Origin of the sequence: Sulfitobacter sp. SK025 (assembly GCF_003352105.1) — a bacterium.
GTDB lineage: Bacteria > Pseudomonadota > Alphaproteobacteria > Rhodobacterales > Rhodobacteraceae > Sulfitobacter > Sulfitobacter pontiacus.
In genome coordinates this window covers 2,147,442-2,160,244 of sequence record NZ_CP025808.1, presented here as the reverse complement: position 1 = coordinate 2,160,244, position 12,803 = coordinate 2,147,442, and the positions used below count along the sequence as shown (strand labels likewise).

Below are 12,803 nucleotides of genomic sequence, written 5' to 3'. Positions count from 1 at the left end.
CTTTGTGCGCTTGTGTCCTACTTCTGCACAAACCCTAGCAGACGAGAGGCACCATGGCCGAAAAACGAAAGCTGTTCGAGGACGTAGGAGAGGCGCAGGCCATGCGCCCCGTGGCACAGGCTGGCGGCATTGACCGCGGGCGGGGTGGGGCACGCCGTGGCATCCGTATCTGGCTGTTCATCCTATTCGCATTGGTCTTTGTGATGATCGCCGTGGGCGGTCTGACCCGATTGACCGACAGTGGCCTGAGCATCACCGAATGGAAGCCCTTTACCGGAGCCATGCCGCCGATGAACGAGGCGGACTGGCAGTCGGAATTCGCCAAATACCAAGAGATTGACGAGTTCCAGGTCCAGAACTCCTGGATGGAACTGTCTGATTTCAAAGCAATCTACTGGTGGGAATGGGGCCATCGGCAGTTGGGCCGGGTGATCGGCCTGGTCTGGGCTGTCGGGTTCTTGTGGTTTCTCTTGCGTCGCCAGATCCCCGTTGGCTGGGCCGGGCGTTTGCTTGTGTTGGGCGGTCTTGGCGGGCTGCAGGGTGCGATCGGCTGGTGGATGGTGTCGTCGGGCGTCACCAGCGGAGAGGCGGTTCTGGATGTCGCCAGCTACCGTTTGGCCACGCACTTGGGGCTTGCCTTTGTCATCCTTGGGTTCATCACCTGGTATGCGTTGCTATTGGGCCGGACCGAGCGTGACCTGATGCAGGCGCGACGCGCCAAGGAGGCGAAGCTTTTCGGCATGTCCACGGGCCTGTTGCATTTTGCCTTCCTGCAGATCCTGCTGGGCGCGCTGGTCGCGGGAATCGATGCGGGGCGGTTCTTTGTCGATTGGCCGCTGATGCAGGGGCAGTTCTTTCCGCCTGACGCCTTCAGCATCACGCCGGTCTGGCGCAACTTCTTTGAAAACCCCGGGCTGGTGCAGTTCATGCACCGCATGGCGGGCTATCTGCTGTTTGCCTTTGCTATCGTGGTCTGGCTGCGGGGCCGTAAATCGGCGCATCCCAATACGCGCAAAGCGTTCAACCTGATGATGATCGCGATGCTGGGGCAGATCGCCTTGGGCATTGTGACCGTGATCAACGCCGCACCGGTACATATCGCGATCTTCCATCAGGTGCTTGCCGTGGTGCTGTGGGTGCTGATCCTGCGCGCCCGCTTCCTGAGCGCCTATCCCATTCCGACATCTGTACGAGGAAATTCCTGATGAGTGCTTTTGATGAGTTGATGGCGTTCCAGCGCGAAACCGAGGCTTTGGCACAGGTCGCCGGCCGGTTGGGTTGGGATCAGGAAACAGTCATGCCACGCGGGGCCGCCCCGCAGCGTGGCGAGGAGATGGCCGCGATGGAAGGCGTGCTTCATGCACGCCGTGTGGATCCGCGCATTCCCGAATGGCTGGACAGGATCGACGAAGCGGCGCTGAACCCCGTCGGACAAGCGCAGCTGCGTGACATCCGTCGCAGTCACGCGCGCAGCTCTAAAGTGCCCGCAGCCCTTGCTGCGCGCATCGCGCGGGTCACTTCGGAAGCGCAGGGCATCTGGGCCGAGGCGCGCGCCGCCGATGATGTCGCGGCCTTTGCCCCGACCCTGGCCGAGGTGATCGCGCTGAAGCGCGAAGAGGGGCAGGCGCTGGCTGCCGGCGGCGATGTCTATGACGCGATGCTGGATGATTATGAACCCGGTGCGCGTGCTGTCGAGCTGGAGGCGATGTTCGGCGCATTGCGCCCCGAGCTGACGCGCCTGCGCGAAGCCGTGCGCGCCGCCGAAGCACCGCCGGTGCTAGAGGGCCGCTTTGACGCGGAGACCCAGATGAAGCTGACACGTCAGCTCGCCACCACCTTCGGCTATGATATGACCATGGGGCGCGTGGATAAGGCCGTGCATCCGTTCTCAAGCGGGTCCGGGCTTGATGTGCGGATCACCACACGCACCAACGAGCTGGACCCGTTCAACTGTTTCTATTCGACCATCCACGAGGTCGGGCATGCCTGCTATGAGCAGGGCATCGACAAGGGCTACCTTTTGACGCCGCTTGGGGCGGGGGTGTCTATGGGGGTCCACGAAAGTCAAAGCCGCATCTATGAAAACCAGCTTGGGCGCAGCCGTGCCTTTACCGGCTGGTTGTATGGTCAGATGCGCGATGCCTTCGGTGAGTTTGGCGTGGCCGATGAAGAAACCTTCTACCGCATCGTGAACCGCGTCTCTGACGGCTATATCCGGACCGAGGCCGACGAGTTGCAATACAATCTGCACGTTCTTCTGCGGTTTGATCTGGAACGCGCTTTGATGGCCGGTGATCTGCAGGTCGGTGATCTGGAAGCCGCGTGGAACGACAGGTTCGAGGCCGATTTCGGCTATGCGGTTGACCGGCCCTCGAACGGCGTGTTGCAGGATGTGCATTGGTCGGTCGGGTTGTTCGGCTATTTCCCGACATATTCTTTGGGCAATGTCTATGCCGGGTGCCTGAATACGGCGCTGCGCCGCGATGTACCGGAACTGGATGCGCAATTGGCGCAGGGCGATACCTCTGCGGCGACGGGCTGGCTGCGCGAGAATGTCCAGCGCCACGGCGGGCTATATGCCCCGCGGGATTTGATCACGCGCGCCACCGGGGAGCAGCCGAGCGAGGCCCCCTTGCTTTCTTATTTGACGGAGAAATTCAGCGCTCTATATGCATTATAGTCTGGCCGCGCCCGAAAACGGTCGGTTGAATTGCATTTACTTGATCTGACAACTGTACCATCAATATCAAGTTTGCTTTTGCGCCCGAAATATGCGATATGATGATCAAGATTTTTGACCTTCGCACACTGGAGAAATTATATGACACGCTTCACAGCATTTGCTGCCGCGCTTTTGATGACTGCCGGCGCAGCTTCCGCTCAAGTTACAACCCAAGCCGCTGTTGGCGGTGAGTCCGGCGTTCCCGGCTACCCAACCACAGTTGTTGGCGCAGACGGCGTAACCTACGCCTGCCAGGCACCAACAGAAATTGACGGCATCATCGCGCGTCGTTGCATTGACCCGAATGCGGCTGGTGGCGTTGGCTTTGAGGGCCTGAGCCCCGCCGCAGCCGGTGGTATCGCAGCGGTTATCGTTGCAGTTGCAGTTATCGCAAGCAACGATGACGACGCAAACGGCACAAACGGCTCCAACGGTTCCAACGGGTCGTAAGCAATACAGATCTGACGATCTGAGAGTTTCGAAAACGCCCCCTCGGGGGCGTTTTTTTATGCCAATCCGTAGCGCGCAAAGAAAAAAGCCGCCCACTCAGTACGAGGGGCGGCTTTTAGCATTCTGGTGGGCGACTTACGCTTCAGGCGTTGCGATCTCGTCGTCGCCGGTTTCATCACCTTGGTCTGCAATCCACGCAACGCTAACCACAACTTCGCCGCGTCCGGTGTCAAAGACTTTGACGCCACCGGCACTGCGCGACCGGAAGGAAATACCCTCTACCGGGACGCGAATCGATTGCCCTTTAGAGGTCGCGAGCATGATCTGATCATCCATCTCGACAGGGAAGGAGGCGACGATATCGCCACCGCGCATCGCTTTGTCCATCGCGGTCACACCTAGGCCCCCACGCCCGCGAACGGGATAGTCGTGGCTGGAGGATAGTTTGCCCGCGCCTTTTTCGGTGATTGTCAGCAGCAGGTTCTCGGCTGCGGACATTTCGGCGTAGCGCTCTTGCGAGAAATTCGGATCAGCGGGGGCTTCGTCTTCGTCGCCTTCCGCATCATCGGCCAGACCGGCCATCGCGCGGCGCATCTTGAGGTAGGCGGTTCGTTCTTCCGAGCTGGCGTCGAAGTGACGGATGATCGACATGGAAACGACCTTGTCATCGCCGTTCAGCTTGATCCCACGCACCCCGACAGAGGCGCGGCTGTTAAAGACGCGCACATCCGTCGCAGGGAAGCGGATCGCGCGGCCCGAATTGGTCACCAGCATGACATCATCATCATTCGACGCGATGCGTGCGTTGATCAGCGTGGTGTCGGCGTGGTCGTCCTCGAACTTCATGGCGATCTTGCCGTTGCGCATGACGTTGGTGAAATCCGACAGCTTGTTCCGGCGCACGGTGCCCGCGGATGTCGCAAAGACCACCTGCAGATCGTCCCATTCTTTTTCGTCACGGTCCACGGGCATAATCGCCGCGATGGAAACGCCGGTCGGGATGGGCAGGATATTGACGATCGCCTTGCCCTTTGACGTGCGCCCGCCTTGGGGCAAACGCCAGGTCTTGAGCTTGTAGACCATGCCGTCGGTCGTAAAGAACAGCAGTTGTGTGTGGGTATTGGCAACGAAGAGGGTGGTGACGACGTCCTCTTCCTTCGTTTGCATGCCCGAAACACCTTTGCCGCCGCGGCGTTGGCTGCGGAAATCGACCAGTGGGGTGCGTTTGATATAGCCACCGGAGGTTACGGTCACGACCATATCCTCGCGCGCGATCAGGTCTTCGTCGTCCATGTCGCCGGACCAGTCGACGATCTCTGTGCGGCGCGGCACGGCAAACTGGTCTTTCACCTCGGCCAGCTCGTCCGAGATGATGCCCATAATCCGTTCGCGGCTGCCCAGAATTTCAAGGTACTCCTTGATTTTCTTGGCCAGTTCTTCCAGCTCGTCGGTGACCTCTTTCACCCCGATCTGTGTCAGACGCTGCAAACGCAGTTCCAGAATGGCGCGGGCCTGTGCTTCGGACAGGTTATAGGTGCCGTCGTCATTGGCGGTATGTGTCGGATCGTCGATCAATGCGATATATTGCAGGATCTGTTCCGCGGGCCAACGGCGGGTCATCAGCTTTTCGCGCGCTTCCGCAGCATCGGCGGAGGACCGGATCGTCGCGACGACCTCGTCGATATTGGTAACGGCCACGGCCAGACCACACAGGATGTGGCTGCGTTCACGCGCCTTGCGCAGCAGATAGGCAGTGCGGCGGGCAACGACATCTTCGCGGAAATCGATGAAGGATGTCAGGAACTTGCGCAGGGTCAGCTGTTCGGGCCGGCCGCCGTTGAGCGCCAGCATGTTACAGCCGAAATAGGTCTGCATCGGGGTGAAACGGTAGAGCTGGTTCATCACCACTTCGGCCGTCGCGTCGCGCTTCAGCTCGATCACAACGCGCACGCCGTTGCGGTCAGATTCGTCCTGAACATGGGCGATGCCGTCGATCTTCTTCTCGCGCACCTGCTCGGCGATCTTTTCGATCATGGTGGATTTGTTCACCTGATAGCAGATCTCGTCGATGACGATGGCGAAACGGTCTTTGCGAATCTCTTCGACACGGGTCTTGGCCCGCATGATCACACTGCCGCGCCCCTCAAGATAGGCTTTGCGCGCGCCCGAACGACCCAACATAATCCCGCCGGTGGGGAAGTCGGGGCCGGGGATATATTCGATTAGCTCTTCCGAGGTCAGATCGGGGTTCTCGATCAGGGCCTGACAGGCGTCGATCACTTCGCCCAAGTTATGCGGCGGGATGTTGGTCGCCATACCAACGGCGATACCGCCCGCACCATTGACCAGCATATTCGGGAACCGTGCTGGCAAAACAGTGGGTTCGCGTTCTTTGCCATCGTAGTTGTCGATGAAATCAACGGTTTCCTTGTCCAGATCGCCGGTCATGAAGGACGCGACCTTATCAAGGCGCGATTCCGTATAACGCATCGCCGCGGCGCTATCGCCGTCCATCGACCCAAAGTTACCCTGTCCGTCAATCAGCGGCAGCGACATAGAGAAGTCCTGCGCCATGCGGACCAGAGCGTCATAGATCGCGCTGTCCCCATGCGGGTGGTAGGAGCCCATTACATCGCCCACGGACTTTGCAGACTTGCGGTAGGCTTTTTCGTGGGTGATGCCTTTTTCATACATCGAATAGATGATGCGGCGGTGAACCGGTTTCAGCCCGTCTCGCAGGTCGGGAATGGCGCGCGAAACGATGACCGACATGGCGTAATCCAGATAGGATGTCCGCATCTCGTGTTCGATATTGACCGACGGGCCATCATACACGGGGCGCGTAGCCGGGATTTCGTCATCGTTTTCAGGGGTTTCTGGCGTGTCGTTCACGTAATCTGCCTAGCTCTTGCTGGTTCTATATCTTGCGGTTTTGTATAGCAGACGGGGCATATCGGGTGCAATGCCTGCGGCCTTGGCAGGCGGGGATTCACTTGCTCATCAGGCTAAGTTGTTGAAATGTAATGATACTAAATCCGGCGTGATTTTTGTGGCGTAACGTCAATGTCAATTGGTGGTTTAAGCCCGCGCGTTTGGGGTAGGCTAAAGCAAAACGAGGGGGAGGCATCTACGTGCAACAGATACTGGTCAATCAAAACGCAATCACCGAAACCCGCATGCTCGAGGCGGAAGGAGAGCCGCTGGCGCCGGGGCAGGCGCGTCTTGCGATCGAAAGCTTCGCGGTGACATCGAACAATGTGACCTATGCGGCGGCGGGTTTCGATATCGGCTATTGGCAGTTTTTCCCGACATCCGAGAACGGATGGGGGATCGTGCCCGTGTGGGGGACTGCAAAAGTCGTCGAAAGCCGCACAGATGTGCTTGAGCTCGGCACGCGGCTTTATGGCTTTTATCCAATGGCATCCGAGTTGGTGATCACGCCTGAAAAAGGCGCGGCGGGTCTGGTGGATGCGGCGGCACATCGGGCGAAACTGCCCTTGATCTATAATCAGTACACGCCCGTCAAAACCGCCCCCGCATCAGAGGATCACCTGCGCGCCTTGCTGCAACCGCTGCTGGCGACGTCGTATCTGATTTACGACTGGCTGCTGGATAACGAATTTTTCGGTGCCAAGCAGATTATTGTGGGCAGCGCCTCGTCCAAGACCGGATTGGGCCTGTGCAGCTACCTCGCCGAGGCAGAGGCGCGCGGGGTCAAGATCGTGGGCCTCACGTCTGCCGGCAATCGCGCCTTTGTCGAAGGATTGGGGCATTGCGATACGGTGCTGACCTACGACCAGACCGACGCGCTGGACCATGTCCCATCCGTCTATGTCGATATGTCCGGCAATAGTACGGTCAAAGCCAAACTGCACAGCACGTTGAAAAATCAGCTGAAACATTCCTCGGCTGTCGGGCTGAGCCATTGGGATCAGTTCACCCCGACAGCCCCGTTGGATGGCCCCAAGCCGCAATTCTTCTTTGCGCCCTCACAGGTCGCCAAGCGCCGCGAGGAATGGGGCCCCGGCAAGATCGAGGCGCAGATCACCGCCGCGTGGAAGCGCATCGCGGCCAGCGCATCCGATTGGATGGAGGTGCAGGTCCATGACGGCGTGGCCGATGCGGAAGAGATCTATGCCACCCTCGCACGGGGGGAGGCCGACCCCAAGGTCGGCGCGATTATCCGCCCCTAGTGCTGTGCGGGCGCGGGGTCAGGCCGAACAGCTTGCCCCGCCCAAGACGCAGAATTTGGCGCAATGAGGGTGGTTCAGGGCAACGTCTTTTTCCGCTTCTTCCAGCGAATGGCCCAGTTCGAACTCTTCGGTGTAGGGCAGCAGGGTGCAGGCCAGCACGGCAGGGGTCGCAGCACCTTTGCGCTTTACCACCATCCGCGAGCTGGAACACATCACCGCGTCGGGGGACTTATCCAGGATTCCCCAGCAGGCGGTGGTGATTTCCGGCACTTCGACGGTTTCATCCATCTCAGGGAAAAGTACTGTCATCCCAGGGTCTTGCGGGTCGATGTCAAAGCTGTGTTCAGCGTAAAATGCCCCGTATCCGGCGCGGCTGTCTTCGTCTGTTGCGCCAAAAACCGACCGCCCTGCAACGGCCATGCGGATGTTATTGTCGCGCAGCCATTTCATGCCGGTCACTGTCTTTTCCAGCGCGCCCGCGCCGCGCTCTGCGTCATGCAGATCGGTGCGGTAGTGATCCACGGAAATGCGCAATGTCAGCTTGCCGGGATAGGCTTCGTTCAGGCGCACCAGCCCCGCTTGCACGGATTTACGCATCATCGGGCGCATGGCGTTGGTCAGGATCAGCACGTCATATCCGGCGGCCAGCGAGGCTTCGGTGATCTCGATCATCTGCGGGTTCATGAACGGCTCGCCGCCGGTAAAGGCAATCTCTGTCACCGGCCAGTTGCGCTGCGTGATTTGCCCCAGATAATCGCGCACCTCGTCGGCGGTGATATAGACCAGCGCATCATTCGTCGGGCTGGACGCGATATAGCAGTTCACGCATTCAATGTTGCACAGGGTGCCGGTGTTGAACCACAGCGTCTGCGGGTTTGTCAGGCTGACAGTCGCGCGGGGTTCGCCCTTGGCCGTCAGGGCAGGGTCCTGAAATTTACCGATATTTGCGTCGACAACGTCTTTCATAGGAAACCGGGCCTCACCTGTATAAATTACTTTTCTTTGTCTATGCGAATGGTATGCGCAATAAAACCCCGTGTCATTTGGTGCACAGACTTGTGAAAAACGGAAATCTCAGTATGTTTGCGCTAACATCACATCTCGGCACCCAAACGTCGTAGCCTCGCGACAAGGAGCATCCACATGGTATCACGCGTCATTCCGGTCGATCCTTTTGATCTGGTGATTTTCGGCGGCACAGGCGATCTGGCGCGCCGCAAGATCCTGCCGGGCTTGTTCCGGCGCTTTTGTGCAGGGCAGATGCCCGAAAACGCCCGTGTCATAGGTGCCGCGCGCACAGAAATGGACCGCGCGGGCTACCAGCAGATGATCCGCGAGGCGATTGCCGAATTCAACGGCGACTTCGAGCACGAGAAGGCGCAGCTGGACGGGTTCATCGACCGGCTAGAATATGTCGCGATTGACGCGAAAGGCGAGGACGGCTGGGCCGAGCTGCAAAAGCTCATGGCCGGGACCGAACGGGTAGAGGCCTATTATTTCTCCGTCTCGCCCGCGTTGTTCGGTGATCTGGCGGAACGTCTGCAACAATGGGGCATGGCGGATGCGCAAAGCCGGATCGTCGTCGAAAAGCCCTTTGGCCGCGACCTGAAAACCGCGCAGGCGCTCAACGCCACGCTCGCCAAGTATTTCGACGAAAGCCAGATCTACCGGATCGACCACTATCTGGGCAAAGAGACGGTGCAAAACCTGATGGCTGTGCGGTTTGGCAACATGCTGTTCGAGCCGCTGTGGAACAGCCAATATGTCGATCACATCCAGATCACCGTGGCCGAAACCGTCGGCGTCGGGGGCAGGGGCGAATATTACGACAAATCGGGTGCCATGCGCGATATGGTGCAAAACCACCTGATGCAGCTTTTGTGCCTGATCGCGATGGAGCCTCCCGCGCGGTTTGACCCCGACGCGGTACGCGATGAAAAGCTCAAGGTGATCCGCGCGCTGGACCCTGTGCTGCCGCATCACATCGCCCGCGGTCAATATCAGGCGGAACCGTGCAACGAGGCCGAACAACCCGGTTACCGTACCGCTGTGGGGGATCCGCGCTCGCGCACCGAAAGTTTCGTCGCGCTGAAAACCCACATCAGTAACTGGCGGTGGGCTGGCACGCCCTTTTATCTGCGCACCGGCAAACGTATGGCGGCGCGGTCCTCCGAGATCACGGTCGTGTTCAAGGAAACGCCCCATTCGATTTTTGCCGAAGACGCAGGCCGCCACCGCAACGTTCTGTCGATCCGTTTGCAGCCGAACGAAGGCATCACCCTTGGCGTGACGATCAAGGAACCGGGCCCGGGCGGCATGCGTTTGGTGGACGTGCCCTTGGATATGACATTCGCCGACGCTTTGGGGCCTGAAGGCGCTGAACAGGTAGACGCCTATGAACGTCTGATCATGGACGTGATCCGTGGCAACCAGACCCTGTTCATGCGCGGCGACGAGGTAGAGGCCGCTTGGGCCTGGACCGACCCGATCATCCAGGGCTGGGAAGCGCGCAATGACGTGCCCAAACCCTACGACAGCGGGTCCGACGGCCCGACAGATGCCAACGAACTGATGCGCCGTGACCAGCGCCAATGGCGGGAGTATTCTGCATGAAGTTGATCGAATATGCCGACCGCGAAGTCCTTGCGATGGACCTCGCCAATCTGATCGCAGGGGAGCTGAAGAACGCCCTGCTGTCCCATGACACGGTCAGCTTTGCCGTGCCGGGTGGAACAACCCCGGGGCCGATCTTTGACAGCCTGAGCGCGGCCAATCTTGATTGGGCGCGGGTGCAGGTCATGCTGGGTGACGAACGCTGGGTCGCCCCCGACCACGAGATGTCGAACGCGCGGCTCTTGCGCAATCGCCTGCTGGTGGGTCGCGCGGCCGAGGCAGCGTTCACCCCGTTCTATATCGACGGGCTGACCTCGGCCGAGGCCGCAGAAACACTGTCTCCCCAGATCGAATCCCAATTACCGCTGTCGGTGCTGTTGCTGGGCATGGGCGCGGATATGCACACGGCTTCGCTCTTTCCGGGTTCCAACGGGCTAGAGGCAGCGATGGCCGCGGACGCGCCGGCGCTCTGTCCGATCGATGTCGACGGGCAGGATATCGGGCGCATCACCCTGTCGCGCAGGGTGCTGGAAGGCGCAATGTCAAAACATCTTGTGATCTTTGGCGATGAAAAACGCGCAGCGGTGGAACAGGCGCAAAGCCTGCCGGCCCTTCAGGCCCCCATCGGCGCAGTATTGAACGAGGCAACAGTACATTGGGCACCATGACGCAATTTGATGATTTGATCCGTATGCAGGCGGCGGTGCAAGACCGCTCTATCCTGTCGTTGTTCGATACAGCCGATCGCGCCCAGACATTCAGCGCGCAGACCGGTGACATGTTGTTCGACTTCTCCAAAACCAATCTTGACCGCGATACGATGGATGCGCTGCTGGCGCTGATCAATGCCGCCGATGTGCCCGCGCGTCGCGATGCGATGTTCGCAGGCGAAAAGATAAACGAGACCGAAGACCGTGCCGTATTGCACACCGCGCTGCGCAATCTTGATGGGGGCGCGGTGATGGTGGATGGGGCGGATGTGATGCCCGGCGTTCATGATACGCTCGACCGGATGCGCGGTTTCGCGGATCAGATCCGCAGCAGCGACATTACGGATGTGGTGAATATCGGGATCGGCGGGTCCGATCTTGGGCCCGCGATGGCGGTGCAGGCGCTCTCGCCCTATCATGACGGGCCGCGCTGCCACTTCGTGTCGAATGTCGACGGGGCGCATATCTCGGACACGCTCCGCGGGCTTGATGCGAAAACCACACTGGTGATCGTCGCTTCCAAGACCTTCACCACGATCGAGACGATGACCAACGCCCGAACCGCACGCGCGTGGATGACAGAGAATGGCGGCGATCCGGCAAAGCAGTTTGCAGCCCTGAGCACGGCGCAGGACAAGACCAGCGATTTCGGCATCGACGCGGATCAGGTCTTTGGCTTCGAAGACTGGGTCGGTGGGCGCTATTCCGTTTGGGGGCCCATCGGCCTGTCGCTGATGATTGCCATTGGCCCGCGCGCCTTTGATGCGTTTCTGCGCGGGGGGCAGGCGATGGACCGTCACTTCTGCGCGGCCGCCCCGCACGAGAACATGCCCATGCTGCTGGCCTTGGTCGGCATCTGGCATAATCAGATCTGCGGCTATGCCACCCGCGCCGTGCTGCCCTATGACCAGCGGTTGGGGCAACTGCCCGATTACCTCCAGCAGCTTGAAATGGAATCCAACGGCAAGTCGACCCTGATGGACGGCACAACCGCGCCCTATCACACGGGTCCCGTCGTCTGGGGCGCAGCGGGCACCAACGGCCAGCACGCGTTCTACCAACTGATCCACCAAGGCACCCGCGTCATTCCTTGCGAATTCCTGATCGCGGCCAATGGGCACGAGCCGGACCTGACACATCACCACAAGCTGCTGATCGCCAATTGTCTTGCGCAATCCGAAGCATTGATGCGCGGGCGATCCTTGCAAGAAGCGTCAGAGCTGATGGCGGCAAAAGGTCTGACCGGTGCCGAGTTGGACCGTCAGGCGCGCCACCGCGTCTTCCCCGGCAACCGCCCGTCGACCACGCTCAGCTACCCTCTGCTCGACCCGTTCGCCCTGGGGCAGATCATCGCGCTGTATGAACATCGCGTCTTTGTGGAAGGGGTCATCCTGGGCATCAATTCCTACGATCAATGGGGCGTGGAGCTGGGCAAAGAGCTCGCCACCTCTTTGCAACCCATCGTCGAGGGCGCGGCACCTGCTACCGATAAAGACGGCTCGACCGCCGCTCTTGTCGCCTTTATTGCAAAACACGCCGACTAGGATCACGGCTTCATTTTGCCAGATAAACTCCGGGGAGTGTGAGGGGCAGCGCCCCTCATCCCCAACCTCGCGCACAACGCTGCAGCCTACCCCTTCAGCGCGATGTCATAGGTCACCCAGCCCGTGCGGGTTGCCAGCTTGTCGTAGGCCCCACGCCCGCGATAGTTGTCCTCTGCCGTGATCCAGCGCAGCGTGCCCCAGCCGTTGTTTTTCGCCACCGTCTCAACCGCTTTGATCAGCGCCTGTGCGGCCCCGGTACCGCGAGCCTGCGGGCTGACGAACAGATCATCCAGAAAACAGTTCGTCGCGGCGCGCAACTGGCTGACAAAGGGACGGTAATGGGTAAATCCGACAAGCGCGCCGCTGGCATCCTGTGCCACGATGCAATTGCTGCCGTGATCGGGGTCCATCAGCCAGCCAAAGACGGTTTCACGCATCTGCGGCGTCTGATCGACCTTGTAGAAGGCGGCATATCCGGCAAAGAGCGTTTCCCAGGTGCTGCGATCCGCGGCGTCCATCGGGCGGGTGGTGAGTGTCATACCTTATGTTCCTTTCGGTGCATGCGCGCGCG

General features: G+C 60.0%; 10 protein-coding genes. 7 read left to right on the top strand and 3 right to left on the bottom strand.

Annotated features, from left to right (window positions below; genetic code table 11):
* Positions 1 to 53 precede the first annotated feature (53 nt).
* The 3 genes from ctaA (at position 54) to C1J04_RS10505 (ending at position 3,172) form a co-directional block, all read left to right on the top strand.
* Positions 54 to 1,205 (top strand): heme A synthase, encoded by a 1,152-nt coding sequence (gene ctaA, locus C1J04_RS10515; RefSeq protein ID WP_009824729.1) that lies wholly within the window; start codon positions 54 to 56, stop codon positions 1,203 to 1,205.
* A complete protein-coding gene (locus C1J04_RS10510; protein WP_009824728.1) occupies positions 1,205 to 2,680 on the top strand; it encodes a carboxypeptidase M32 in 1,476 nt (491 codons plus the stop codon). Before ctaA ends, C1J04_RS10510 begins: the two co-directional genes overlap by 1 nt.
* A 141-nt stretch (positions 2,681 to 2,821) precedes the next feature.
* Positions 2,822 to 3,172, top strand: a complete 351-nt coding sequence (locus tag C1J04_RS10505; RefSeq protein ID WP_009824727.1) for a hypothetical protein — start codon at positions 2,822 to 2,824, stop codon at positions 3,170 to 3,172.
* A 135-nt stretch (positions 3,173 to 3,307) separates the two neighbouring features.
* Here C1J04_RS10505 and gyrA read toward each other — a convergent pair whose 3' ends face one another.
* Positions 3,308 to 6,064, bottom strand: a complete 2,757-nt coding sequence (gene gyrA / locus C1J04_RS10500) for a DNA gyrase subunit A (RefSeq protein WP_037944370.1) — start codon at positions 6,062 to 6,064, stop codon at positions 3,308 to 3,310.
* A 239-nt stretch (positions 6,065 to 6,303) separates the two neighbouring features.
* Between gyrA and C1J04_RS10495 the strand changes: the two genes are divergently transcribed.
* Positions 6,304 to 7,365 carry a DUF2855 family protein gene (locus C1J04_RS10495; RefSeq protein ID WP_009824724.1) on the top strand — a complete coding sequence of 354 codons (1,062 nt, stop codon included), beginning with the start codon at positions 6,304 to 6,306 and terminating at the stop codon, positions 7,363 to 7,365.
* Positions 7,366 to 7,383: 18 nt separating this feature from the next.
* Here C1J04_RS10495 and C1J04_RS10490 read toward each other — a convergent pair whose 3' ends face one another.
* Positions 7,384 to 8,331, bottom strand: coding sequence for a radical SAM protein (locus C1J04_RS10490; RefSeq protein ID WP_009824723.1), 948 nt, complete (start codon positions 8,329 to 8,331; stop codon positions 7,384 to 7,386).
* Positions 8,332 to 8,508: 177 nt separating this feature from the next.
* On the opposite strand from C1J04_RS10490, the gene zwf reads away from it, so the two are divergent.
* From zwf to pgi, 3 genes are read left to right on the top strand one after another with little or no spacing between them, the layout of a single operon-like run.
* The gene (gene zwf, locus C1J04_RS10485) at positions 8,509 to 9,978 is read left to right on the top strand and encodes a glucose-6-phosphate dehydrogenase (RefSeq protein WP_009824722.1); all 1,470 of its coding nucleotides are present in this window, start codon (positions 8,509 to 8,511) and stop codon (positions 9,976 to 9,978) included.
* Entirely contained in the window at positions 9,975 to 10,646 is a 672-nt protein-coding gene (gene pgl, locus C1J04_RS10480; protein WP_009824721.1) for a 6-phosphogluconolactonase, read from the top strand. Before zwf ends, pgl begins: the two co-directional genes overlap by 4 nt.
* Positions 10,643 to 12,232: a glucose-6-phosphate isomerase gene (gene pgi, locus C1J04_RS10475; RefSeq protein WP_009824720.1), complete on the top strand. Its 1,590-nt coding sequence runs from the start codon at positions 10,643 to 10,645 to the stop codon at positions 12,230 to 12,232. Before pgl ends, pgi begins: the two co-directional genes overlap by 4 nt.
* Positions 12,233 to 12,318: 86 nt before the next feature.
* Here pgi and C1J04_RS10470 read toward each other — a convergent pair whose 3' ends face one another.
* Positions 12,319 to 12,771 (bottom strand): GNAT family N-acetyltransferase, encoded by a 453-nt coding sequence (locus C1J04_RS10470; RefSeq protein ID WP_037953707.1) that lies wholly within the window; start codon positions 12,769 to 12,771, stop codon positions 12,319 to 12,321.
* Between the last annotated feature and the right edge of the window lie 32 nt (positions 12,772 to 12,803).

What these genes read in the sequence shown, in the direction of transcription:
- ctaA (WP_009824729.1), top strand. Translation starts at nt 54, where the DNA reads ATGGCCGAAAAACGAAAGCTGTTCGAGGACGTAGGAGAGGCGCAGGCC.
- pgi (WP_009824720.1), top strand. Translation starts at nt 10,643, where the DNA reads ATGACGCAATTTGATGATTTGATCCGTATGCAGGCGGCGGTGCAAGAC.
- C1J04_RS10490 (WP_009824723.1), bottom strand. Translation starts at nt 8,331, where the DNA reads ATGAAAGACGTTGTCGACGCAAATATCGGTAAATTTCAGGACCCTGCC.
- pgl (WP_009824721.1), top strand. Translation starts at nt 9,975, where the DNA reads ATGAAGTTGATCGAATATGCCGACCGCGAAGTCCTTGCGATGGACCTC.
- C1J04_RS10510 (WP_009824728.1), top strand. Translation starts at nt 1,205, where the DNA reads ATGAGTGCTTTTGATGAGTTGATGGCGTTCCAGCGCGAAACCGAGGCT.
- C1J04_RS10470 (WP_037953707.1), bottom strand. Translation starts at nt 12,771, where the DNA reads ATGACACTCACCACCCGCCCGATGGACGCCGCGGATCGCAGCACCTGG.
- zwf (WP_009824722.1), top strand. Translation starts at nt 8,509, where the DNA reads ATGGTATCACGCGTCATTCCGGTCGATCCTTTTGATCTGGTGATTTTC.
- C1J04_RS10505 (WP_009824727.1), top strand. Translation starts at nt 2,822, where the DNA reads ATGACACGCTTCACAGCATTTGCTGCCGCGCTTTTGATGACTGCCGGC.